General features: G+C 41.9%; 20 protein-coding genes and 2 pseudogenes. 3 read left to right on the forward strand and 19 right to left on the reverse strand.

Features of this window, described 5'->3' with window-relative positions; genetic code table 11:
* Positions 1-28: 28 nt before the first annotated feature.
* From NYE35_RS27580 to NYE35_RS27590, 3 genes are all read right to left on the reverse strand, one after another.
* A complete protein-coding gene (locus NYE35_RS27580; RefSeq protein WP_094903317.1) occupies positions 29-1,990 on the reverse strand; it encodes an ABC transporter ATP-binding protein/permease in 1,962 nt (653 codons plus the stop codon).
* 207 nt (positions 1,991-2,197) lie between these two features.
* The gene (locus tag NYE35_RS27585) at positions 2,198-2,341 is read right to left on the reverse strand and encodes a hypothetical protein (RefSeq protein WP_162636847.1); all 144 of its coding nucleotides are present in this window, start codon (positions 2,339-2,341) and stop codon (positions 2,198-2,200) included.
* A 16-nt stretch (positions 2,342-2,357) separates the two neighbouring features.
* The gene (locus tag NYE35_RS27590; protein WP_038574881.1) at positions 2,358-2,876 is read right to left on the reverse strand and encodes a DinB family protein; all 519 of its coding nucleotides are present in this window, start codon (positions 2,874-2,876) and stop codon (positions 2,358-2,360) included.
* A 122-nt stretch (positions 2,877-2,998) separates the two neighbouring features.
* On the opposite strand from NYE35_RS27590, the gene NYE35_RS27595 reads away from it, so the two are divergent.
* Positions 2,999-3,364, forward strand: a complete 366-nt coding sequence (locus NYE35_RS27595) for a hypothetical protein (RefSeq protein ID WP_076099965.1) — start codon at positions 2,999-3,001, stop codon at positions 3,362-3,364.
* Here the strand turns inward: NYE35_RS27595 and NYE35_RS27600 are convergent.
* From NYE35_RS27600 to NYE35_RS27610, 3 genes are all read right to left on the reverse strand, one after another.
* Complete coding sequence (locus NYE35_RS27600) at positions 3,345-4,001, reverse strand: response regulator transcription factor (RefSeq protein WP_038573390.1); 657 nt, start codon at positions 3,999-4,001, stop codon at positions 3,345-3,347. The two genes, NYE35_RS27595 and NYE35_RS27600, sit on opposite strands and share 20 nt — an antisense overlap.
* Positions 3,979-6,360: an ATP-binding protein gene (locus NYE35_RS27605; RefSeq protein ID WP_094903313.1), complete on the reverse strand. Its 2,382-nt coding sequence runs from the start codon at positions 6,358-6,360 to the stop codon at positions 3,979-3,981. Before NYE35_RS27605 ends, NYE35_RS27600 begins: the two co-directional genes overlap by 23 nt.
* A 137-nt stretch (positions 6,361-6,497) precedes the next feature.
* Entirely contained in the window at positions 6,498-7,298 is an 801-nt protein-coding gene (locus tag NYE35_RS27610; protein WP_094903311.1) for a CPBP family intramembrane glutamic endopeptidase, read from the reverse strand.
* Positions 7,299-7,915: 617 nt separating this feature from the next.
* Between NYE35_RS27610 and NYE35_RS31500 the strand changes: the two are divergent.
* Positions 7,916-8,121, forward strand: a pseudogene (locus tag NYE35_RS31500) (hypothetical protein); the annotation flags it as partial.
* An 80-nt stretch (positions 8,122-8,201) separates the two neighbouring features.
* On the opposite strand, the gene NYE35_RS27615 reads toward NYE35_RS31500, so the two are convergent.
* From NYE35_RS27615 to NYE35_RS27630, 4 genes are all read right to left on the reverse strand, one after another.
* Positions 8,202-8,909 (reverse strand): hypothetical protein, encoded by a 708-nt coding sequence (locus tag NYE35_RS27615; RefSeq protein WP_341122281.1) that lies wholly within the window; start codon positions 8,907-8,909, stop codon positions 8,202-8,204.
* A complete protein-coding gene (locus tag NYE35_RS27620; protein ID WP_341122282.1) occupies positions 8,848-9,435 on the reverse strand; it encodes a glycosyl hydrolase family 8 in 588 nt (195 codons plus the stop codon). Before NYE35_RS27620 ends, NYE35_RS27615 begins: the two co-directional genes overlap by 62 nt.
* A 233-nt stretch (positions 9,436-9,668) precedes the next feature.
* On the reverse strand, positions 9,669-10,205 hold the full coding sequence (locus tag NYE35_RS27625; RefSeq protein WP_036681393.1) for a DUF2812 domain-containing protein: 537 nt from the start codon (positions 10,203-10,205) through the stop codon (positions 9,669-9,671).
* Between the two features lie 45 nt (positions 10,206-10,250).
* The gene (locus NYE35_RS27630) at positions 10,251-10,544 is read right to left on the reverse strand and encodes a PadR family transcriptional regulator (protein ID WP_341122283.1); all 294 of its coding nucleotides are present in this window, start codon (positions 10,542-10,544) and stop codon (positions 10,251-10,253) included.
* A gap of 137 nt (positions 10,545-10,681) precedes the next feature.
* On the opposite strand from NYE35_RS27630, the gene NYE35_RS27635 reads away from it, so the two are divergent.
* Positions 10,682-10,852, forward strand: coding sequence for a hypothetical protein (locus NYE35_RS27635; protein ID WP_155288200.1), 171 nt, complete (start codon positions 10,682-10,684; stop codon positions 10,850-10,852).
* A 279-nt stretch (positions 10,853-11,131) separates the two neighbouring features.
* On the opposite strand, the gene NYE35_RS27640 is transcribed toward NYE35_RS27635, so the two are convergent.
* The 9 genes and pseudogenes from NYE35_RS27640 to ahpF all read right to left on the reverse strand — a co-directional run bounded on the left by NYE35_RS27640 (position 11,132) and on the right by ahpF (position 24,143).
* Positions 11,132-11,980, reverse strand: coding sequence for a globin-coupled sensor protein (locus tag NYE35_RS27640; RefSeq protein WP_341122284.1), 849 nt, complete (start codon positions 11,978-11,980; stop codon positions 11,132-11,134).
* Positions 11,981-12,155: 175 nt separating this feature from the next.
* Positions 12,156-12,485, reverse strand: a complete 330-nt coding sequence (locus NYE35_RS27645) for a four-helix bundle copper-binding protein (RefSeq protein ID WP_076099969.1) — start codon at positions 12,483-12,485, stop codon at positions 12,156-12,158.
* A 106-nt stretch (positions 12,486-12,591) separates the two neighbouring features.
* On the reverse strand, positions 12,592-12,912 hold the full coding sequence (locus NYE35_RS27650; protein WP_036681383.1) for a metal-sensitive transcriptional regulator: 321 nt from the start codon (positions 12,910-12,912) through the stop codon (positions 12,592-12,594).
* A gap of 74 nt (positions 12,913-12,986) precedes the next feature.
* Positions 12,987-13,831, reverse strand: a pseudogene (locus tag NYE35_RS27655) (cation diffusion facilitator family transporter).
* A 416-nt stretch (positions 13,832-14,247) separates the two neighbouring features.
* A complete protein-coding gene (locus NYE35_RS27660; protein ID WP_341122519.1) occupies positions 14,248-14,913 on the reverse strand; it encodes an S-layer homology domain-containing protein in 666 nt (221 codons plus the stop codon).
* A complete protein-coding gene (locus tag NYE35_RS27665) occupies positions 14,847-20,390 on the reverse strand; it encodes a fibronectin type III domain-containing protein (protein WP_341122285.1) in 5,544 nt (1,847 codons plus the stop codon). Before NYE35_RS27665 ends, NYE35_RS27660 begins: the two co-directional genes overlap by 67 nt.
* Before the next feature lie 302 nt (positions 20,391-20,692).
* On the reverse strand, positions 20,693-21,409 hold the full coding sequence (gene deoD / locus NYE35_RS27670) for a purine-nucleoside phosphorylase (RefSeq protein ID WP_076273179.1): 717 nt from the start codon (positions 21,407-21,409) through the stop codon (positions 20,693-20,695).
* A 116-nt stretch (positions 21,410-21,525) separates the two neighbouring features.
* Entirely contained in the window at positions 21,526-22,347 is an 822-nt protein-coding gene (locus tag NYE35_RS27675) for a methyl-accepting chemotaxis protein (RefSeq protein WP_036681377.1), read from the reverse strand.
* A 266-nt stretch (positions 22,348-22,613) separates the two neighbouring features.
* On the reverse strand, positions 22,614-24,143 hold the full coding sequence (ahpF, locus tag NYE35_RS27680; protein ID WP_036681374.1) for an alkyl hydroperoxide reductase subunit F: 1,530 nt from the start codon (positions 24,141-24,143) through the stop codon (positions 22,614-22,616).
* Between the last annotated feature and the right edge of the window lie 7 nt (positions 24,144-24,150).

Genomic DNA, 24,150 nt, shown 5'->3' on the forward strand with positions numbered 1-24,150 from the left:
CTCTCAATTATCCTCTCCGCTAACCTATTTATTCATATCGTAGAGATTCCATTGGATCCAGTTTGGCAGCCTTAGAGGATGGCATCAAACCGGCGATAATACTAATCAGGGTACTCACAACGATCCCAAATAACACATAATAACCGGATAGATTAATAAGTTTCACTCCAAAAGCATTGTCCAAGAAAATATTTAACACATAACTAATGACAATGGCAAAGAGTACTGCAAAGATACCGCTGAATACACCTAATAAAGCTGATTCAGAAAAGAATATACGCTTAATATCTTTTTTCCTTGCGCCAATTGCCCGAAGAATCCCGATTTCCTTAGTCCGTTCCACTACACTGATATATAGCACAACCAATATCATGATCCCTGATACGAGAAGTGAAATCCCGGCAATACCAGAGAGAACTATAGTAGCCATATTCACATAAGTTGTGATTCGCTCCATGATTTTTGCCGATTGAGAACCTGAGAACCCAGCATCAACAGCGGCTGCATTAATATCATTCACATATTTCATATCGGTTGCAAAAGCATTAACTTGAATTGGACCTATTGTAATCCCCTTGTCAGCATACATTTGCTCCAAAGTCTGCGCTGGAAGATAACCCGTGGGTTGCATTTGCGCTCTTGGATCAGTGCTTTCATAAATACCAGAGATAGTGACTTCTTGTTCCAATGTGACCGGTTTATGCTTAGCATCCATTTCACTAATATATAGATGAATCGACTTCCCTACCAAAGACTCTGGACTGTCGTTTCCGCTTAATTTACTTGCCGTTTTCACGGGTAATAATATCTCTTTGTCCTCTGGAAAAGCCCCTGCGGTAATCGTCTCTTTATCAAAAGCATCCGTTAAGGTAGTTAATTGTGTAAGACTAACCGTCTGATCTGCAAAAACCATAGTAGATTTGCCCGAAATGGAAGTGATGGTTTCTACATAATCAACATTTGGAATATTTCGAATGGTTTCAATATCGGCAGCCGTAAACGTTTCGCCGGGCAACATCATTGCCTCTGGACCTTGCATGCCTTTAGCTTCTTCACTGGGTTTAGTTATATCCACGAGTAAAGGATCCATACTTGAATTAATTTCGTCATTCATATAGTTCGTAATTCCATTCCCTAAGGAAAGCATCAACAGTACGCTTAAAATACCAATAGACCCACCCAAAGCTACCAATACGTTACGTTTGGCGTTGAGCTTCATATTCTGCAGAGCCATTTTAAAAGATGCAAATAAACTGAGATTTCGGGATGAACCCTCTCCTCCATCGTAACTAATCAAGGAGCGGTCCTTTAACTGAATATCATCTTTAATCCGTCCTTCTTCCACCTTTACGATACGGGTACCAGAGTCGGCTACTTTCTGTGAGTGGGTCACGGTAATGACCAATATCCCTCTTTTGGCTATGCTGTCCAATAAGGATAAAATTTGATCGCCGGTATCCTTGTCCAAGGCCCCTGTAGGTTCATCTGCCAAAATAATATCAGGATTATTCGCTAGCGCGCGGGCAATGGACACTCTTTGCTTCTGTCCACCGGACAGCTGATTGGGACGTTTTTTCAGGTGCTCTTTCAAGCCTACCTCAGTCAAAATATCTATAGCACGTTTATTACGATCCTTCTCACTGGTATCCGTCATCTGCATCGCCACTGTAACATTCTCCAAAACTGACAGATGCGGGATCAGATTGAAATTTTGAAAAACGAAGCCAATATTGTTCTTGCGATAATCATCCATTTCCTTTTCGGTCATCGTGCTTAAATTCTTTCCGCGAACAAGGACCTCGCCTTCATAATCGGAGTCCATTCCCCCAATGATGTTCATCAGTGTGGACTTTCCGCAGCCAGACTCACCTAGAATAGAGACGAATTCACCTGTATCAAAGCTTAGATTCACATCATGGAGTACTGGCACCTTTTCTTTACCGTACAAAGTATATGATTTCTTTACATGTTTAACTTCTAATATTTTCATTTGTTTCTCTTCCTCTCCTGGTCATGCTCTATATCTCTTTTGATGTTTCATATCCTAACAAATTTGTGTGAACTGATAATGAACTGGATAGCCACATGGAAGAGTCAGAGCTACAGCAGATATTTAGGTTAAGCAATATAAAAAGGCGAATTCACACTCAAAATGAGTGGAACTCGCCTTTTCTATTCGGCTTATTTTCAAAAGAAATTAGTGCATGAGGTAATAAGCTAATCCTCCAACTTGTTTGCCGGCGTAATAAACGATGTCTATAATCACCACTGTTAATACAAATTTCGAGAGCAGCGGATATTTCTTAAATAAAGGCTTTATATTTTTCTCTATGTACTCCATTCGCGCGCCTCCTTTCTTAAGCTAGTGCTCTTTTTCGGATCAGCCTAATCTGGCCTCTATGATTGATTTCATCCTCAAAAACGTGAAACCACATAAAATAGTAGTTCGCAGGTTTGTTATGCCAGAATTCCTCTTCAGTATATAACCAATTATCATCGACGGTTGCGAATAATTCATAAGTCTTTTGTCTAACTTCATTTAGGCGATCTAAATAATAGCTCAGGTCATTCCCCTTAATATTGGCTCGTCCTTCGTCGCCTAAATTTAATGCTGGTCCCCATCTTGTTAGCTCTTCTTCAGACAAATCTCTTTGCTCAAACGTTGCCACTTGATATGCATATTCTACAGCAGCGTAGTGCAATAATAACGCTCCAATAGAGTTACTCTGAGCATCCAATAAATAATCCAGTTGTTCCACAGTTAGACCCTTAACGGCTTCTAATGTTGTATATCTTGCATAGTTCATCATGGATAAAAGTCGGCTGATTTGCGGCGAGTAACCTGGGATATCTGTAATCAAAAATAGTTGGTTCATGTCAATCATATGGATGTTCCTCCTTGATTTTTTCAGAATAATACATCTAAATACCAGAATGGTTCAGAATTATGAATTACAGGTAATGACGATCAAGATGTCAAAGTGAGGTGCTTAACACCATGAATAAAACTAACAAAACTATGTATTGGGTTGTATGGGCCATTGCTCTAATAGGGATTAATTGTTATGCCCTTCCACTAGCGATGTGGTCCACATTTGCTGGAACAGAGGAAGCTAAATGGCTGTGGATAGCGATTGCCGTTGTTATTTATGTTCTATTAAATGTAGGGATCATTCAGATGTATGTTGCGATCAAGCAAGGAAAATACCGATTTTTTCAGATCGGATTGATCGTCGCCGTTATTCAATTTATTGCAATGATGATCTTAGGTGGCCAATTTGAAGGAGACATATTTCTTCTACTGGGAACCCTTGCTGTCTCCATCACTCTTATGATTGTTCAACTTAGAAAGTCTCCATCCTAACAAGACCTAGTCGTTTACCCTCAACAATAGCCTCGGATCTGGAATGTACACTAAGCTTCTCAAAGATTCTCGTCAGGTTATACTCCACAGTCCTTTGTGACATTAAAAGCTTGCTGGCTATGTCTTTATTGCTTTTTCCACTAGCTACTTCTTGGAGTATTTCCTGTTCTCTTTGATTAATGGACACTTCTTCAAGCAGCCGATTATCCCGGTGATTAGAAATCTTGATATCATTTCTTCGTAGCTGTTTAAGTAAAGACACCGGAATGACCGCCTCATTCCTCAGTGCACAACGAATGGTATTTAACAACTGTTCTCGGGAAGCTGTCTTAGAGATAAATCCTGTGACCCCTGACTCCATCAAAAGATTATAATGAGCACTGATCTCATATCCGGTATAAATCACCACTTTAGATTCAGGATCACGTTGAACGGCTCTTTTAGCGAATTCAAGTCCGCTGATCGTAGGCATGTTGAGATCGCATAAGATCACATCAAATTCTTGTTGCTCCAGCCTATCCAAAGCTTCCATCGCTGACAAAACAAAAGTAACCTCCATATCCGCGTCCTGCTCAATCATAGTTTTGGTTCCTTCTCCGACTGAAGGATGATCATCAACCAACAAGATACGTATCATCGTCATCGCCTCCTCTGTGCTTTTCTTCTACAAAAGCCATTGTCGGTAAATAAATAATAACCTCCAGTCCCTTCCCTTTCTCCGAGTTAAAAGTGCATTGCCCCTCTAAGCTCGCAACACGTTCTTTGATGCCGGACAGGCCCATATGCTGAAAAGATTCCCTGATATCAACTATATTCATGCCAATCCCATCATCCTTATATCGGAAATAGAGATGCTCTTGCTGGTCCAGCTCAATTTCAATCTGATTCGCCTTGGCATGTTTCCCGGCATTCCGCAGGAGCTCCTGTACTATTCGATACAACGCAATCACCAGATCATCACTTAGCTCACCAATCGGACTGGATGTAAAGGTGATAATGTAGTTAGACTGCAGCTGGGCATACTCAAACAATAGTTCCAGTGCCTTCACAATTCCGGTCTCTCTTAGCAGCGGCGGACGCAGTTCATTGCAGGTCTCCCTAATCTGATATATCACATCCAGAAGTCCCTCTTTAATCTGAAGCAGCTCTGGCAAAATATCCGCGTCAATATCGTGATCGGAGATCAGTGTTTCCAGCCTGCGAAGCCAAATGAGCTGATCCTGAAGAGCAGAATCATGTAAATCCGCCGCCAGCTTTCTGCGTTCTTTCTCTGATAAGTTAAAGATCAGGCGTAGAACCCATGGTGCTGCATGCAGCTCTTTTTTCATCTCTGCTTCAAGGTCTTCAATCAAGCCTTCAATAAGATATAAATTCTCATAGACAATACTCGCATAATTTGCGAGGGTATTTAACCAGTTAAGCTCATCCGAATTAAGCTTTGTATGGTTCTTCTTATGATCAATCCAGAGGAGATGAAATTTTTTTTGGTGACGTCCGATTACGAGTAAGATCCCCTGTTTGAGTTGAACTACTTCTCCTACCTTAAAAACTGGAGATTTCGATACAAATTCTATGTTGATCTCTTGGCCCGAATTGTCGACTATTTGTTCGAGGTTACTCATATCCTCATCTCTCTCAAAAAAAGCAGACCGACTAACCGGTAAAATCTCATTGATTTCCTTGTAAATTGCAGCCTCCAAATCAGACCGCTTCATCACCTTGGAGATTTGCTTCGAGAATCGCTCCAGACTACCTTGATAATGATAAAGCTCACGGAACAGTTTAGGCCGGAAATAATAATCTATTTTCTCCTTAAAGAATAAAAAAATTGTAATAGATAAATATACAACCAAAAACATCTGAATCCATTTGATCCAATCATACTCTTGCCTGCTCTGAATGATCGCAAGTACGGCTACAATCATTAGCGCCGGAAAAAAAGCAATTAATAAATAATATTTAAACCGATTAAAAGCGAAATCAATATCAAATAGTTGCCTAGCCGTCAGCAGATAAAAATAAGTAACTGGCATCAAAAACAAAAAGATCGTAGTAATTTCGTAAGGAATCAAGTTGACCCCAACAGCAATGGGTGCAGCTGAGAAGAGAACAAAAGGTGTAAACGCAAGGATTTGTCCGGTAAGCATAATTTTAAACATCGATTTAAGCGCTGTGCTTCGATAAGTAATGTATAAATGTAGCAGCTTAAATATGCTGTAAAAAATCCCGAAAACAAAGAACCCAATAATAATTAACCTTATAAAGGAATACAAGGATCTATCCCATGAGTAAACCATTAGACTGGAGGTGGAAAATAGGCTTAATAAAATAACCAGGCCGTAGTATATTTTGATTACAGTAGTAGATAAAACTAACACACCAAATCGTTTCAGATATACTTGGAGAAAGTGAATAAAAACCAGTGGAATTAAAGGCAACACGCAACCCATCGCGATTCTACCTATAAGATCAGATCTACTTGAAGCATATCCCGCAAAGTAAGTTATTCCGACTAATAAAAAGAATGAAATCAGCAGCTCTGCTGAGCGCTCCCCGCTTCTCCTGCGGTATAATAGAAGGCTTAACACTGCCAAAAAAACAAATGTCGCTCCAGGGACTACAAGCTGGGTAAACGTATGATATATGGAGGATTTATTCTCAATATCATAATGCAAAGCAAGTGGAGCACCCCCCTTGGAGTTACGAAGAAGGTCAACGGATTGAACCTGAGTTAAGCTTCCATATCTAACAGCTTCGTCCACTTTGTCAATCGGTTTCCCATTAACCCGTAATAAGATATCCCCTTCCCTTAAATTCTGTTTATACCCTTCGCTAAAAACGTCTGCCTCAGCAATATAATATTGCCCTCGTTCATTCTGCTCCAGACCAACGCCAAGCAAGATATTAGAGTGAATGACCCCCACAAAATGAATAATAAGAAAAGCAAAAATGCAAAGTAACCCTGATATGAATAACTGGCGGAGTTTTACTGTCATTTCAAATCCCCCGAACGAACAAAATTATACATATCTCTATTCTTAGTTGGTATTCCCCTACCATTTTATATGAATCACACAGGAAATTATATACTTTTATGCATGATATTGCTTCCCTTCTAAATGTCCGCATTGAATTATAGCTCTATTCTGGCTTTTTGCTGTTTCACTCTGTGGTTTCGATTCAGAATCCATATAGCTGCGCACCCATATAAAATCATTGGAACCCAACCGCTCTCCCCGGCCACATACTCCAACATAGGTGAAGAACTGACAGTAATATTGTGCAAAACACTATCTACAGCATTATTAGTTCCGTGTAAAAGCACTGCCGGCCAAATACTACCGGAGGACAGACGCAGTTCATTTATAATGATGCCCGCAAACATAACAGATAAGGTAAAGAGCACCACCACGAGCCAGCGGCTTCCAGAGGAATGATAAGCACGCGGCCCAAGAATCGCCGGATAATGCCATATAGCCCAGATTAAGCCCATTGTTACACTAGAACTTACTCTTCCCATCCATTGAAAACGCGGGAGCAGCCAACCTCTCCAACCGATCTCTTCCCCCAAAGCAGATAACGAACCAAGGACAATGTAAACGAGCAAATATATAACAATCTCGATCCATGAATCTGGAGGAATTAAGCTTGAAGTCCATTCCATCCAATAGACAGCATAACCCGCTCCCAGTGAACCTAAGGGAATAACTAAAGCCAATATGTATTCTTTGCCTCCCCTAAATTTGAAACCCAACCTTCTCCATCCCTCAGCACTGTATCCATCTCTCACAATCAGAAACATCATGATACATACTGCGAAAAAAGGAGTAAAACCATACAGACCCTGTGCCGATTCCGGAAGCAGCAACATCCCTAACGCCATTGCCCATACGATAATAATAAATAGTAGAGATTGTTTCTTGTCTGAGAGCAATATTATCACCTGCCTTTTTTAGATATAAGGAACTATATTTCCCTATTTAATCCAATTGTATATAAACTGGCAGGACGTTTCACCGAAAACAACGTTCGTTAAAACCACAATTCTTTTGCGGTACTGCTTATCTGTATGCCGCAAAGTCTTCAGAAAGGTTGTCCCAAAAATAGGGAAATGGTGAGCGATGGGCGATGGGCGATGGGCGATGGGCGATGGGCGATAGGCGATGTGCGATGTGCGATGTGCGATGTGCGATGTGCGATGTGCGATGTGCGATGTGCGATGTGCGATGTGCGATGTGCGATGTGCGATGTGCGATGTGCAGCGTAAGTGTAAACTAATTAGGGAAATACTCCCTGAAAATAGCCGATATTCGCTCTAAAAGGACAAAATCAGGGAATTCCTCCCTAATAATCAGGGAGATTTCTTTATTAGTTACTGAATCGGCCAAAATTTAGGGAAGTTTTCCCTAATTATATGTCTTATGAACAGAAATCTCTGAATTTCAGGGAGAAATTCCCTAATTGCTGTATAAGTGCTTCGCTTATTGCATCATTTGGAGCATCACTAGGTACGCCCCTTGATTCAATTGGTTATCAAATAAAGGATGCTCCGCCGTACGCCGAATGATGAAACCGCAAAGTGTATTTGGATAACCGAAGAACAAACGAAGATTGCGGGGATCTCGGGGATTCCAGTGATTTCTGCTTTGCGGCACAAAAAAGTGACGTTAGAGATCGGGTGGCTTTCACTTGCCCATAATCTACTGAAGCAAGCTGCAGTTGACCAAAAATGCAGAACAGCGATTCTCCAATATTAGGAGAATCGCTGTTCTGTTTGGCTTTTATAGTTTTGGGCATGAACGTTTTGGGGGCAGCCTTTTTCTACCTAAATATTCTCTTAATAGGTCCACCAGTTGCCAGACATAACGATCATCGAAAATAGCTTGATGCTGTCTTCATAGTAATCTTCTGCAGCACTGCTTGCTGTGTGGCTCCAGAGAGAATTCAACCAGCTTTGGTAAGTTGATGAGGTCATCGCACTGACCCCAAATGGAGCATAGAAAGCACCGCTATTGTAACTTCCAAATACGGTTCCGTTTAGCTTGTACCCATCTTTTATACTACCAGGTGTACTGCTTACTTTAGTCTTAATCCAGCTATTCATCTTATTAAGCTGCGTAAGCGCCCTGCTGTCTCCAGTAATCAAATAATCTGTTGCGATCCGCCATGGGGTACGACAAGAATTGTAATTGTAATTCCCGTCATTGGCATCCTCAAGGAAATTCGCCGCAGCAGGTTTATACACACCCCCAGAGTAAACTACGAAATCAGGCAAGAGTCCAGTGCTAGAACTATAACCCGTATAAAGGCTATTTATAATCGTGTACGTTTTATCGATAACATTCGTCCAGCGGGTATCTCCTGTAGCCTGTTGGAATGCTTTTAAATGATTTAGCATGAAATCCGAAGGTCTAGTTGCTGTATTATACGAGCCACTATTCGCCCAGTCACCTAGACGGATCGTCCACTGTGTCTGGTTAATCTCATTGTCCATAATCGCATTGATGATATCTCTTTGCAGCTTGTAAATAATTGATCGTACCACTACTTCCCCACTGCTTGTCCGCAAGCAGCAATGAGAAAGCTATATCCATATCTCCATCTGTAGCCGAATCCTCTCCTTCAATGTTTTGAAAGCTGCTATTTTGCTTCCAGGACATCAAATAAGGGTTAATTGTACTTGGATGAGCCTTGTAATAATTATATAAGCCGTCAAAATAAGTCTGAGCATTACTGTCATAACCAGCCATCAAAACTGTGAACAACATCCCGTAACCATGTGCTTCAGATACCGTTTCTCCATCTGAATTATACTTAACGTAATATTTGCCAGTGCCAGCTGGTTTGAGATAGGCCGTTTTCCACGCATCCCATTTGGTCTTCACTGAATTATCCATACTGGTCTGGGTTACATTGTTCGGCTTGATAGATCCACTCGTGTAGGTGGTGTGTTGCGGAAAAGGTTTGTTCACTGCTGCAAACGCGGAACCGGCAGGAAGAATACTAATTATCAAACATACGACAATAAGGCTTCTCCAACTCAACCTAAGCTTTGCATTCTTCTTCATCATTCATTGCCTCCTCTTCAATTGTGGTAATTTGAAAGAAAACAGCAAGCTAATTCGTATTCGTCATCATTGTAATACAGAATATGGAATTAATATATAATAAATCCCATTAATAGATCATTAGTACTATATATCTGAGACTTAGATTTGTTCTCACTCCTCAACTAAAAAAGGATGATCCCACAACCAACTTCATTCATGGCTGTGCAAACATCCTTTAGATAAAAATTCATTCGCTATTCTCGTAATTTATTTAATTTAAGTCGATACGCAATGTATGGAAGACCCGGAAAGACCAACATACAAAGTGTGACCACTACTAACACTAGGCTGATATTCCTCACCATCTCAGGTAACCATCCATTAACGCCCAAGATCGCTAGGAAGATAAAAACAATCAAAGCTATAAGCAATGGCAAGGCTGCTTTGCTCATCGTTTTCTTTTCACGTTCATATTTGTCAATGAGGGTCCCAGTGTCTGAGTAGATAGGCGCCGTACCTGCAGCTGCCCGAAAGATATGAAACCCATTTCCGGCAGAACAGACATAGGTCCATCCGGCATCTTCAAAAATCAAATAATACTCCTCATCCACATTCGTGTGATAATCTACACTGTACTCAAAAGTCTGGGGATCTCCCTTTCTTAACTTATAACCAAATGGTGCAAAGCTTTCCAGGAGCCAGCCCCTTTTGGCATACTTACTCAATTTCTGCATATCACCTTTTTCAGTAAAAGCTAAGCCCCCGCTGGTCACATATTTTGTATTCTTCATGCCTATTCCCCACCTTTTATTTGAGAATTTGTTCTGCATGTCTAATCATTTTTTTCGGCGCTCTACTTCTTTTCTTAGCAATCCAATCCCTTTTTCTGTTGCAATATACGTTTTTCGTTTGTCATCCTCTTCTTCTTTATACAGCTCAATAAATTCAGCCGCTAACAGCTTCTTAATGGTTGTATACATGGAAGCAGGCCCAATTGAAAATTGATTGTTCGTCATCGTTTCGATCGATTTCATAATTAGATATCCGTGTTTGGCTTCGACTAAAGATAAGAGAATATAAAATGCAGTGTCTGTGAGCTCTCCCATTTCCAATGAGTCCGTTCTTGACACTTAATCACCTCCTCATATGTATCATTAAAAGATATATCATTAAATGAACTATATCTTTTAATGATACACTTGTCAACTGCTGGCATAAAATTCAAACTACCTTCTCATACTAGGTGAAGAATATGGAGGTGAATGTCATGCCCAAAAATAGTGCCAATCCCAAAGAAGCTCCAGGTAAACATCAACCAAGTAAGAAAAACAATGCGGAGAATAACAACAATTTCAATGAAGCCGCTCAGATGGTGAACATCGATAAGGCTGCTGATTATGTGCCCAGCTTAAACGGTGTCTCCAAAACTGATGTCTAAGCTAGACCGCTAATAACTTCTTATATTTCAAACAAAAAAACACTCCTCAGAATTTTCTGAAGGAGTGTTTCAATCCGTGGCAGCTTCATTTCAAGCTCTCTAACTCAGCAGTCACTTTTTCAATTAAGTTCACGAAGGAAGCCAGCTCTTGAGAGCTTTTGACCTGATCCTTGGAATACATGGAGTTATGTTCTGATTCTTTTTTCACCTTGGAAAGGGTGGCATTGATATTGTCTAGTTTCTGGTCAATGGTTACCAATGAATCCTTTGAGCGGCGGGCTAGCTACGAACCTCATTAGCCACAACTTCAAACCCTCTTCCAAACTCCCCAGCTCTGGCCGCTTCAATAGCCGCATTTAAGCCTAAAAGATGCGTATGATCAGCCACTTCTCTAATCATCGTACCCACTTGATGAATAGACTCCACCTCTTTGTCTAAATATAATACCGTTTGATGCGTTTTCTCTTGATAATCAGCATTTTTACTAGCTAAACTTTCTATCGATTCACTGCTATCCTTTAATTGAACCATCAAAGATACCAGCTCCTGAACGGCTGAACTCACTCCTGTAAGCAGGTGATTTTGCTTCTCCAGCAAGTTTTCAATTTTTGCTTTTTCATCCACTTCATAGGCTTCAAGAACGAGCTGTGAATCGAGATTAAACATCTTGGTTAAGGCATGAATAACAGGCTTCCACTCGTTTGGTAATATCCGTTCAAAATAAGCAGTAGCCAGATCCAGATATAATATGTACGTCCCCAAATACCAATTCGTTGTTAATCCAATACGAGAATGGATTTTCCCGATAAGCAAACGTCTTTCAATAAATGCTTCATCGATCACACCAGAGGCCATGGATAAAAAATACCACTGCTGTTTTTCTTTTAATCGATCCAGTGTACTGTGCTGCTCAATGATGTGGAGCAATTCTGGCTCCATCGTCATCTGTTTATACAGTTCCTCAACCAATGAGCTAACGATTAATTTGAATTCTTTCTCCTTGCTTTTTAATAATTCTAAATCAGCTTCAGTAATCCCTATGTAGCTAACTTGCTGGAGTCGTTCTGGACTAAGATTGATCATAACGTTGTTAACATCCCCCTCATTCTGTTTATTTTTCTCAGCCATCCCCTATGGCATCTATATCTCTTGATTATAAAGGTATTATTTCAATAAATTTTAACACTATATTTACCTATATTGCTTAATAATTTTACAAAACCTCACTAGTTGCCCTTAGATTTGGCTTCCTATTCATGAATAAAGGACTGCCGCGGCAGCCCTTTCAGTTTCAAGCTTTAATTTATGCCGCCATTTCACGGCAAACTCTTGCACAAGCAAAACAAGCTTCTGCACATTGCTGGCAATGTTCATGATCATGCTTTTGGCATTCGTTGCCGCAGGCTTCACAAGCTTCTGCACAAGCCAGACAAATTTCTTTTGCATATTTACTGTTCATCGACATCGCATGAGCTGCGAACTCGCATATATCAGCACATTCACGATCCAGGCGAATGCACTCCTTCATCATCCCCACATGATCCTCATCCAAACAAGCTGAGTAACAGTGATTACAAGCTACCATACATTTCAAACACTCTTCAATACACACTTTGTAGTTTTGATGTGCCATAACACATACTCCTCTCGAAATCATAAATTAGGATAGTCCCCTACTCTATATATACCCAATTTGAGCAAATAAAAAAGGATTCCAAGGAATCCTTCCGATTGATCAATTATCTAATTAATTTATTGATGGTAACTAATAGCTCATCCAGTACCTCGTTCTCACCATCCTGGATACGTTCCACTACACAACTTTTCATATGATGCTCCAGCAAAAGCTTGCCCACGCCGTTCAATGCAGATTGGACCGAGGAGATTTGATGCAGCACATCATCACAATAGGTGTCTTTTTCAATTAACCCTTTTAGCCCTCTAACTTGACCTTCAATTCTATTGAGCCGGCTAATCAAATTCTTTTTAGTTTTATCTGAGTGATGACTTTTCCGCTCATCCGTACTGCATGATTCATGCTCGTGAGTCAGATTATCCATGCACCGATCACCCCTTTCCTCGTATTTTTATTATACTATAGCCCCCCTATTCTATTCAAAAAATAAATCATTGATTAGATTTTCAATTCTTCATGAACTATAGCGGAAGTTTCAACCTGAATGGTTGTATGTTGAATTTTGAAATGATCGGCAATTAACCGAATCGCTTGCTGCAAAATGCGTTGGTCATCTGCTTCCTCTTCAATTAAGATATGACAGCTGAGTGAATCTAAGCCCGAAGTTATGGTCCAGATATGCAGGTCATGAATATTTCTAACCCCCTCAATGCTTTCGAGGATTTCCTTTACTTCAGCTGGATTAATTGTAATCGGTGTGCCTTCCATAAGGACATGAACGGTATGTTTGATAATTCCCCATGCCCCTCTAAGAATCAATAGAGCAACCAGAACGCTTATGATAGGATCTGCAACATACCAGCCAAAAATCATCATAATTAAACCGGCAATAATCGCCCCTACCGAACCTAAAGCATCACAAGCACATGGAGATAAGCACTACGGAGATTAATATTATTTTTCACATCCCCTTTTCTCATAAGCGACCATGCACTAGCTACATTGGCTAAAAGACCAATACTTGCGATCAGCATCATAGAACCACTGGCAACCGTCGGCGGATCAAAAAATCGCCCATAAGCTTCTACAATGATAAATCCAGCAACTACAAATAAAGTAACTCCGTTTAAAAGTGCCGCTAAAATTTCAAATCGATGAAATCCGTACGTTTTGTTCGGAGAAGCAGGTTTGGTTGCGAACCAGACCGCTACTAGGCTTAATGCTAGAGAGCTTGCATCGTTTAGCATATGCCCACTGTCCGATAACAGGGCTAAGCTGTTGGTAATTAACCCTCCAAAAAACTCCAAAAACATAATTCCAACCGTAATGATTAACGCAATCATAAGCCCTTTTTTATTTCCACTTGGATCAAAATGATGATGCCCGTGAGCGCCATGCGAGTGATTGTGTCCTTCATGAGAGTGACTGTGTCCTTCATGAGCGTGGTCGTGGTTACTGTGATCGTGATTGGCCTGTTGCCTGTGTGCATTCTCGACCTGATGATTGTGTCTTTTCTTCTTGTTCATCATGCTTAACCTCCTATTACCTTCAGCTAGATAGTATTCGTAGCCCTGCGTAGTTACATTCAAAAGCTCCAGTTAATAATAACATATGAGCATGTGTTCATATGTTATTATTAACTGGATTTTTCTTCTTGTCAATAAAAAAGCAACAAATGATTGTCTCTGACCTAATAAAATAAAGAGGACCCTCCGCAGCTCTTCCTGCATGAAGGATCCTCTCGAATCAGTACCGTGTATTAAATCAAATCTGATTGTTGCAGCAATCTTTGGATGATAGCCGCAACTTCTGCTCTCGTAATGAAGGCTTGTGGGGCAAGTACATTTCCGCTTCTGCCCGTGATGATTCCTGCTTGCAGGCTGTCTGCAATGCCACTCTTCGCCCAGCCTGATGCTTCATTCGCATCCGTGTAAATGCTCAGCAGCTCGCTTGCTTCTTTGGCAGGAAGTTTTGTCTTCAAATCGGTAATCACCATAGCTTTAGCAATAATACTCATCGCCTGTTCCCGAGTAATCTTGTCTGTAGGATGGAACGCTCCATCCTCAAAACCGTTGATTAGCTTATAGGAGTAAGCTGTCTGCACCGCATCATTATACCAATCTGAGACCTTCACATCCGTAAAGGATGTTGTTCCGCTCTCCAATTTCAATCCCAATCCACGTACGATAATCGCCGCAAATTCTGCACGTGTAATCTCCTGATTAGGGTTAAACAAATCGTCACCGACTCCATTAATAACCTTACGGGAAGCCATCTCATTGACAATGTCCTTAGCCCAGTGGGTGACGACATCCTTGAAGTTCTGTGGATCTTGAACTACAAAATACGTACTGTTCGTTAAACTGTGTATTTTCGCAAAGTTTTTGCCATCAATGGCAACAATCTGTGTGGGTACATGGCGGATCGTCCCCCTGCTTCAAGCACTAGCCCAGTCGTAATCTTCTTAAGGTCTACACCATCCGCAAGAGGAATAGTTCTTTCCACATAGGTATTAAACTTAGTGAGTTCAACAGTTTTCCCAGCGTAAGTAACTTTCACCGTGAAATCTAATGGCTGAGCTACCAGCGTTAGCTTTTCATTGGCTGCCAGCATTTCTATTCTTTTCAGTACATCCGCAGTCGGAACAGAAATTGAAATTTGCACCTTCACATCTTGTAGAGCAATGTCTGTGCCAAACTGTTTTGAAATTGCACTGATATCAATCTGTGCTGCTGATATTGTATAAGTACCCTTTGGAGTACGAATGATTAACAGCGCCTGCTTCTGCTCCATATCTTTGATGATTTGACCATTAAGCTCGCCAATAATCACATCTGAAGTCGCAGTCACAGGGATAGTTATAATTGCATTCTGGTCTTCCTTTTCGATGCGTTGCTCTATTTTTGCCTGATCTACAACAATCGTGGTAACCGTCTGCCCGTTATGCTCAGATATCGTTGCTGTTCCGGCATTTTCAACCTTACCGTTCACCAATACCTCAACCATGCTGCTAGATGGTGTAGCTGTAGCTGTAGCAGTGGATCCTGCTGTTGCAGGTGGTGCAGTTGTTGCAGGTGGTGCAGTCGGTGTTGATGTCGGTGATTCTGTTGGTGTTGGTGTTGGTGTTGGTGTTGGCGGTGTAGGTGTAACCTCAACCTCCGTTGATGACTTTGGTGTCACGGAGTTCGAAACTTCAGAAGCTACACTACTACCAGCGCTATTAATCGCTTTAGCTGTAAACGAATAAGTTGTTCCATTCGCTAGACCTGTTACCGTTATTGGACTTGTTGCCCCAACTGTTACGATATTACCCGGAGAAGCAGTAACCTCATAATTCGTAATTGGAGTTCCCCCGTTCGAATCAGGAACTGCAAATGTCACAGTCGCCTCGCCATCTCCCGCTACTGCTATTAAGCCCGTAGGTGCAGATGGTGATGTTCTTGGTTTCGTGCTGACTTCGTTAGAAGCTGCACTCTCCCCGCCCGGATTAGATGCCTTAACTACGAAATAATAAGATTGGCCATTAGTTAACCCTGTCACATCATAGTTGTAGACGGACTCGCTTACTGTAGCCACTTGTGTCTCATAGATTCCGGAAGTGATACCTTGATATATAGTGTATCCAATCGCACCCTTCACCGGATCCCATGTTAAGCCGATGATGCCATTACTTGCCACAGGTGAATGAAGTATTGGCGCGCCCGGCGCTGGAACCTGAGGCGTTCTAGTTACTTCATTGGAAGCCGCACTGATACCATCAGGATTAACAGCTTTAACAATAAAATAATAAGCAGTTCCATTAATTAATCCTACAGCATCGTAACTGTTCTCAGAGCCACTTATAGTAGCTACCTCAGCTCCATAAACACCTGAAGCTGTAGACTGATATACAGCGTAACTATCGGTACCATATACGGGACTCCAAGTAATTCGAATATGTCCGTTTCCTGCCGTTACAGACTCAATACTTGGCGCAGCAAGTTCAGGCCAGGTAAGGTCAATAACTGCACTAGTGATCTCTGCAAGACCTGTCGCATCAAATGCCAGTTGGGCTCCTGTGATTCCAGCTGCATTCGTAGCTCCCAGATCCGTAAAGGTAATGACACCCGCTACTGCCGTCAACGTCACATTCCCCGTCAACGTCCAGCTTCCTGCATCCTTCTTCGACACAGTAACAACCGTACTGTTGTCGCCAATGTTTACATTCCCAAACTGATCCAGCAAAGTAATTACTGGCTGCTGCGCGAAGCTACCGCCATTGGCTTGCGGAGCACTTACGCCCGTGGTCAGCTTCATTGTCGCTGTGCTACCTGCGACAGGTGCAATGTTCAGCGCCGTTGCCGCTGGCGATGCTACACCTACTTGGCTGAACATAACCGCTTGCGCGCCAGCTTTGTTCAGCTTCAGGTTCACCTGTGCTACACCCTCAACGAAATCAACGTTGATCTTGCTCGGTGAAGCTGCCAAAGCGGTACTTCCTAAGCTGCCGTACGTTCCGTCCGGCGCAACATCATAACCCGTTACCGTCACTTCTTTTGTTCCGGTAAACAGAGTGTCCGTGTCGCCCAGCGAATTCTTCACGGTCAGCGTAATGCCATTATCTACACCTACGACAGGTGTCAACGTCGCCGCTGAGGCAGTGATGCTTTGCGCTCCCTGTGGTTGTGGAAGATTCAACGCTACACTAGTGATCTGTGGAAGTCCTGTCGCATCAAATGCCAGTTGGGCTCCGGTGATTCCAGCTACATTCGTGGCTCCCAGATCCGTAAAGGAAATGACGCCCGCTACTGCCGTCAATGTCGTATTTCCCGTCAATGTCCAGCTCCCTGCGTCCTTCTTCGAAACAGTAACAATCGTACTGTTCTCGCCAATGTTTACATTCCCAAACTGATCCAGCAGTGTTATTACTGGCTGCTGCGCGAAGCTGCCGCCGTTAGCCTGTGGCGCACTTACGTCCGTAGTGAGCTTCATTGTCGCTGTGCTACCTGCGACAGGTGCAATGTTCAGCGCCATTGCCGCTGGCGAGGCTACACCTGCTTGGCTGAACATAACCGCTTGCGCGCCAGCTTTGTTCAGCTTCAGATCCACCTGAGCTACGCCCTCAACGAAATCAACGTTGATCTTGCTCGGTGAAGCCGCCAAAGCGGTACTTCCTAAGCTTCCGTACGTTCCGTCCGGCGCAACATTATAACCCGTTACCGTCACTTCTTTTGTTCCGGTGAACGTTGTATCTGTATTGCCCAGCGAGTTCTTCACGGTCAGCGTAATGCCATTATCTACACCTACAACTGGTGTCAAAGTCGCTGCTGAGGCGGTGATGCTTTGCGCTCCCTGTGGTTGTGGAAGATTCACGGTAGCGCTAGTGATCTCTGCAAGACCTGTCGCATCAAATGCCAGTTGGGCTCCTGTGATTCCAGCTGCATTCGTAGCTCCCAGATCCGTAAAGGTAATGACACCCGCTACTGCCGTCAACGTCACATTCCCCGTCAACGTCCAGCTTCCTGCATCCTTCTTCGACACAGTAACAACCGTACTGCTGTCGCCAATGTTTACATTCCCAAACTGATCCAGCAAAGTAATTACTGGCTGCTGCGCGAAGCTACCGCCATTGGCTTGCGGAGCACTTACGCCTGTGGTCAGCTTCATTGTCGCTGTGCTGCCTGCGACAGGTGCAATGTTCAGCGCCGTTGCCGCTGGCGAGGTTACGCCTGCTTGGCTGAACACAACAGCCTGTGCTCCCGCTTTATTCAGCTTCAGGTTCACCTGAGCTACACCATCAACGAAATTAACGTTGATCTTGCTCGGTGAAGCTGCCAAAGCGGTGCTTCCTAAGCTTCCGTACGATCCGTCCGGCGCAACACCATAACCCGTTACCGTCACTTCTTTTGTTCCGGTAAACAGAGTGTCCGTGTCGCCCAGCGAATTCTTCACGGTCAGCGTAATGCCATTATCCACACCTACGACAGGTGTCAACGTCGCCGCTGAGGCGGTGATGCTATATGCAAGAGTAGGTCCTAGGTTCAAGGTCATTTTAGTGAAATAATCCCCCACGACCTTAAAGTTAGTACCATCGTAAATAATGCCATTAAGATTAGAAGTAAGATCTGATGTTTCCTGAGTCCACGTGGAACCGTCTGCCGAAGAGAATAACTCCCCCTTCATTCCAACAGCCAGAAAACTTCCATTACCAAAGCTGATATTATTTAGTGCGCTAGCTGATATTGTAACCTTCGTAAAAGTTACCAAATCCTCAGTGGTTAGAATTACTGCCTGCTGGCTAATTGTATCTTCTCCAACCAGAATATAAGCTCTGCCATCATAGGCAATTCCCTTCAAAGAAGTATTGGGGAACCCAATCTCTAGGGGCACATTCCACTGTATTCCATCCGATGATTTTGCGATAACAACGCTCTCTTGCTCATAAGTAGTACTGTTGTATTTCATCCCAAGAGCTACAAATTGATTATTCAAGTAAGCTACTGTATTAAATGCAAAATCCCCATTTTTAAATCTCTCTGTCCATGAGGTTCCGTTAACTGAAGAATAAATTCCGCCATAATCGGAAACTGCAATATACTGATTTGTGCCAAAAGCAATACCTGTCAGATTGTCCTGCACTCCGGTATCTGTCGTAGTCCAAGTGTCACCGTTGGTCGAGGTCACCACTTTGGCGTTAAGATTGTAGTTTTCTTTATCTGTAACCGCAATAAACTTCCCTGCTCCATAAGTGACCGCATTCATTCCCGGCAGCTTAGAGGGTGTGACATCGTTCCATACTGCGGAGCTAGTAGATTTGTAAATAGAGCCATATTCCCCGGATGAGACAGCAACATAATTGCCATTACCATCCTTAGCAATACTTTTCAGATTACCGCTGACATTACTCCACGCCGAGAGGTCAGAAGAAACCAGCAAGCCGCTGCCCCCTGAGGCAACATATTTGCCATTTCCGTAAACCATATTGTTCACCATCATTGTTGTATGGGTATCCGAAGATGTCCACTGGCTGCTGTCCAGCGGAGCCGCAGGAGATTTATAAATTACGCCCTGCCCAAACAACAAATAGCTCCCATTTAAAGAACCTCCCCCATAAAATTGCTTATTATCCCATGAGGCATCAACGGTCCAGTTAACACCGTCTGTAGAGGTGAATACTTTTTTAGCATAAGGAGTCACGATATAACTAAAGAAACGATTATTTAAATAGATTACATTCGTAACATAAGGCCAGCTAGAATTATAGTGGTTGATCACAAGATCGGTTAAGGTAACCGTTGTCCAATTGATCAGATTCGTTGAGGTATAATAGACAGCATTGTTAGCAGAGACCACATATTTGTTGTCGCCATAAGCAATATCCGTTAAGCTTTGCATTCCGAATATTGCATTGGTAGAAGTGATTCCTGTGTCTGTCCAGTTAATGCCATCCGAGGATTGTAGAAGAGTTACATTATAAGAAGGTGGATTGGTGCCAGGTTTATATACTGACTGCCATACAAAAAACTTTCCATTGACCGCTTTCAACCTTTCCGGTGTGATAGCTAACGTTTTTTTTGTCCAATTTTCACCATCGAGTGAATTGTATACTGCCTTTTCGCTACCATCAATAGCTAAGAACAGCCCATTAGCGAACACAATAGAAGTTAGTTTGGGGTTCCCCGCCTTATTGGAGATAGACCAATCTACGCCATTTGATGATGTAGATATCCCTCCTTGGCCCACCGCTACAAAAACATTGTTACCAAATGCAACACTGCTCAAATTTCCAGCTGATGTGGAGCTTTGATCTATGATATTGCTATTGCTGGGTGCTGCATAAATTACTGCAGGCATAAACAGAGAACTGACGATAGAGAATACTAAACTTATTGCTAATAAAAGATTGCCACTCCGCTTAATCACAATTTTCCCCCTTTGGCATTACACCAAAATATAAATACTTCCACCATATGGAGATTAGATGTCTTTTCTAAGATTTGTAGCCATTTGGTTTGATTTTTATATCGGTATAATCCGAGAGAATTATTACGAATTTAACATTAAATTTTGATTAAAAACAACAATAATTTACACGCTTCACCTATCCATTTCCACAACCTTACAAATGAGAAAAAAAACCTATTAAATATCAGGACTTAATCCTGAATTTAATAGGCTCTCAAGCTTTTGCTCGTAGAACTTTTTAAGCTACTTAATCTTTTTTATTAAATAGAAATCGCTGCTTCTAAAGCTACTTCCATCATGCCGTTGAAAGAATTTTGTCTTTCTTCTGCCGTGGTTACAGCATGAGTAACTAACGAATCAGAAATGGTAAGAATACATGCAGCTTGTTTACCTAACACTTTCGCATTATGGAACAACGCATAACTCTCCATTTCTACACAAACACAGCCATGTTCATTGTAAAATTCATTAACTCCAGGCACATTGTCTTCATGATAGAATACATCGCTGGAATGAATTCTCGCCGTCAGAACTGGCTTGTTAATACGTGTAGCCGTTGCTTCAATGACTTCGTTCAATTCTTTACTTGGCAGCTGGATATCTCCTTCTACACCGCTTTGCACATAGGCATATGTAGATTCACTCCACGCGCTATCCGCCAACACCACGTCAAATAAATTCAATTTATCTGTGTATGCTCCAGCACTACCGATACGAATGATGTTTTCCACACCATAGTTTTTGTATAGTTCATAAGAATAAATACCGATACTTGGCATTCCCATTCCCGAACCCATTACAGAAACCTCTTTGCCTTTATAAGTTCCTGTATATCCAAACATATTACGTACCGTATTAAATTGGGTTGGGTTCTCCAAATAGGTTTCTGCAATATACTTCGCTCTCAAAGGATCTCCTGGCATTAATACTGTTTTGGCGATTTCACCATTTTGTGCTGCATTGTGCGGCGTTGACATAATTTATTCCTCCTATGTTGATTACTCATTACTATCTTACTATACCATTCATCATTTTAAATATACGTTTAAAATTTTCTTTTATTGCGACAAAAATACTGCTACTGAATCTCTTTTTATAATTTATTAGCAAACTCGTTAAGTTTTTGGGACATTATCTTTATTTCCTCAATAAATGTAGAAGTATGCTGAACAGACGCCGCCTGTTCTTGGCCGATAGCTGCTATCTTCTCTATCGAATTAGCCATTTGATTCGTAATTCCCTTAATCTGTAACATGGTTTTATTTATGTTTTGCGTCGAGGCGACGGTTTCCCTTGAAAATTTCCGGATTTCCTTGGCTACGACTTCAAAGCTTCTACCTTTCTCACCTGCATGCGCTGCTTCTATTGCAGCATTCAGCCCAAGTAAATTCGTTTGATCAGCAACCCTATTTATAATGGATAGGACTTCTGTTGTATTCTCCACATCTTTTCCAGCCTGCTGAGATTGAATGAGTAGTTCCTGAGAGTGATCGGAAAGTGAACTTACACCATAGGAAATATTATTAATTTGCTCATTGGCTTGGGATAATGATTCCGAGATTTGTTCTACAATGGCTTTTAATTCACTTTGTCTTCGAATCTGAACTGCAATCCCGCCAATGACTTGTCCCGTTTGATCGTGAAGAGGTGTTGCTGTACCTGTAAACTCAAATCCATAAAAGTGGGCTGGAACATCGGACTTCAAGGTACGATTCTCTTGTATCGCTAAGTAAAGCGGTTCTTCTTTGTGTAAAGGTTGTCCTTCGTTAATGTTTAAATTTATGGTGTCGCCAGGAAAATAAGCAACGAACCGTTCCAAATCACATATCGCTATTGATAAATCAGCGGGGATAGATAATTTTATAATAGGCATAAGTGAGATAAATTTGTCTAAAGATTCAATGTTGTTAATCACAGAAATATAGTCTCCATTCCAGCAAAACGTTATTTATAGCGCACCAAGTCTAACCAGATCATGCCTTACATACATGCATTTAATCTAAATCCTTAATTTTGCTTAATTCATATTTTAGATATGTATTCGCGAAAATCTTCATAAAATCCTCCAAAAAAGTTTACAAACACCCATTTCTCTCTCACAAAAGACGAATAACATAAAAAAAGCCCCCACTTTGTGAAAAGTGAGGGCTTTCGTTCTCTTGCTGTTACTAATAATATCGATTAGTTACGGATCAGATAATCAAATGCTCCTAGCGCTGCAGTTGCACCGGATCCCATCGAGATAATGATTTGTTTATAAGCACTATTAGTGCAGTCACCAGCAGCAAATACTCCTGGTAAGCTAGTAGCACCATGGCTATCTACAACAATCTCACCTACACGAGTACGTTCAACTGTGTCACCTAGCCATTCTGTATTTGGAACCAGACCGATCTGTACAAATACACCCTGCAATTCAACATGGTGAGTCTCTTCTGTCGCACGATCAACATAAGAAATACCATTTACCTTATCAGTTCCGGTAATTTCTTTAGTTTGCACGTTTTTAAGAACAGTAACGTTAGGAAGGCTATAAAGACGATCTTGCAGCACAGCATCAGCTTTGAGCTCTGGAGCAAATTCCAGAACCGTTACATGCTTCACTATACCTGCAAGGTCAATAGCTGCCTCAATACCTGAGTTACCGCCGCCAACAACTGCAACATCTTTGCCTGCAAACAAAGGACCATCACAGTGTGGGCAGTAGGCTACACCTTTGTTCTTGAATTCAGCTTCACCAGGCACGCCCATATTCCGCCAGCGAGCACCTGTAGACAGAATGACCGTCTTACTCTTTAGAACAGCGCCGTTCTCGAGTTCAACTTCAATTAAGTCATTTTTGTCTAGACGTCTGACACGCTGCAATTTCATCACATCAATGCCATACTCTTTTACCTGCTCTTCAAGTTTAGCTACGAGTTGAGGACCTTCAGTGTACTTCACACTAATAAAGTTCTCGATACCAAGCGTGTCGTTAACCTGTCCGCCAAAGCGTTCAGCAACAATACCTGTACGAATACCTTTACGTGCCGCGTAAATGGCTGCACTTGCACCAGCTGGGCCGCTGCCGACAACAAGCACATCATATGGAGCTTTATTGTCAAACTCTGATGCGTCCACACTGCTGCCCATTTTAGCTAAAATTTCTTCAACCGTCATACGACCACTTTCGAAAAATTCACCATTAAGGTAGACGCTTGGAACAGACATAATTTCTTTGCTTTCTACCTCTTCTTTGAATACTCCACCGTCAATCATCGTATGGGTAATGCCCGGATTAAAGATACTCATAAGATTCAGTGCTTGTACAACATCAGGGCAATTATGACAGCTCAGGCTAACATAAGTTTCAAACTTATATTCGCCACTAATGCCTTTGATCTGATCAATTACACTTTGCTCAACCTTAGGAGCTCTTCCGCTAACCTGCAACAGAGCCAATACTAATGAGGTAAATTCGTGTCCAAGCGGAGTTCCGGCAAAGGTTACGCCCGTATCTTCACCCACACGATTTACACTAAAGCTTGGGGTTCTAGATAGTTCGGTTCTTTCCACCGTAATCCTAGCTGACATTTTGGCAATTTCATCAACTAGTTCAGTCATCTCTTGTGATGCCTCGTCAGCGCCTGCACTGAGTTTCAGTACTACATCGCCTTCCAAGAGTTCTAGGTATTGCGCTAGTTGAGCTTTTATTTCTTGATCTAGTTTCATTTAGCTT

Source organism: Paenibacillus sp. FSL L8-0494, from assembly GCF_038003695.1.
Taxonomy (GTDB): Bacteria; Bacillota; Bacilli; order Paenibacillales; family Paenibacillaceae; genus Paenibacillus_AQ; species Paenibacillus_AQ odorifer.

Coding starts and splice junctions, on each gene's coding strand:
- NYE35_RS27580 (WP_094903317.1), bottom strand. CDS start 1,990: ATGAAAATATTAGAAGTTAAACATGTAAAGAAATCATATACTTTGTAC.
- NYE35_RS27585 (WP_162636847.1), bottom strand. CDS start 2,341: ATGGAGTACATAGAGAAAAATATAAAGCCTTTATTTAAGAAATATCCG.
- NYE35_RS27590 (WP_038574881.1), bottom strand. CDS start 2,876: ATGAACCAACTATTTTTGATTACAGATATCCCAGGTTACTCGCCGCAA.
- NYE35_RS27595 (WP_076099965.1), top strand. CDS start 2,999: ATGAATAAAACTAACAAAACTATGTATTGGGTTGTATGGGCCATTGCT.
- NYE35_RS27600 (WP_038573390.1), bottom strand. CDS start 4,001: ATGATACGTATCTTGTTGGTTGATGATCATCCTTCAGTCGGAGAAGGA.
- NYE35_RS27605 (WP_094903313.1), bottom strand. CDS start 6,360: ATGACAGTAAAACTCCGCCAGTTATTCATATCAGGGTTACTTTGCATT.
- NYE35_RS27620 (WP_341122282.1), bottom strand. CDS start 9,435: ATGATGAAGAAGAATGCAAAGCTTAGGTTGAGTTGGAGAAGCCTTATT.
- NYE35_RS27625 (WP_036681393.1), bottom strand. CDS start 10,205: ATGAAGAATACAAAATATGTGACCAGCGGGGGCTTAGCTTTTACTGAA.
- NYE35_RS27635 (WP_155288200.1), top strand. CDS start 10,682: ATGCCCAAAAATAGTGCCAATCCCAAAGAAGCTCCAGGTAAACATCAA.
- NYE35_RS27640 (WP_341122284.1), bottom strand. CDS start 11,980: ATGGCTGAGAAAAATAAACAGAATGAGGGGGATGTTAACAACGTTATG.
- NYE35_RS27645 (WP_076099969.1), bottom strand. CDS start 12,485: ATGGCACATCAAAACTACAAAGTGTGTATTGAAGAGTGTTTGAAATGT.
- NYE35_RS27650 (WP_036681383.1), bottom strand. CDS start 12,912: ATGGATAATCTGACTCACGAGCATGAATCATGCAGTACGGATGAGCGG.
- deoD (WP_076273179.1), bottom strand. CDS start 21,409: ATGTCAACGCCGCACAATGCAGCACAAAATGGTGAAATCGCCAAAACA.
- ahpF (WP_036681374.1), bottom strand. CDS start 24,143: ATGAAACTAGATCAAGAAATAAAAGCTCAACTAGCGCAATACCTAGAA.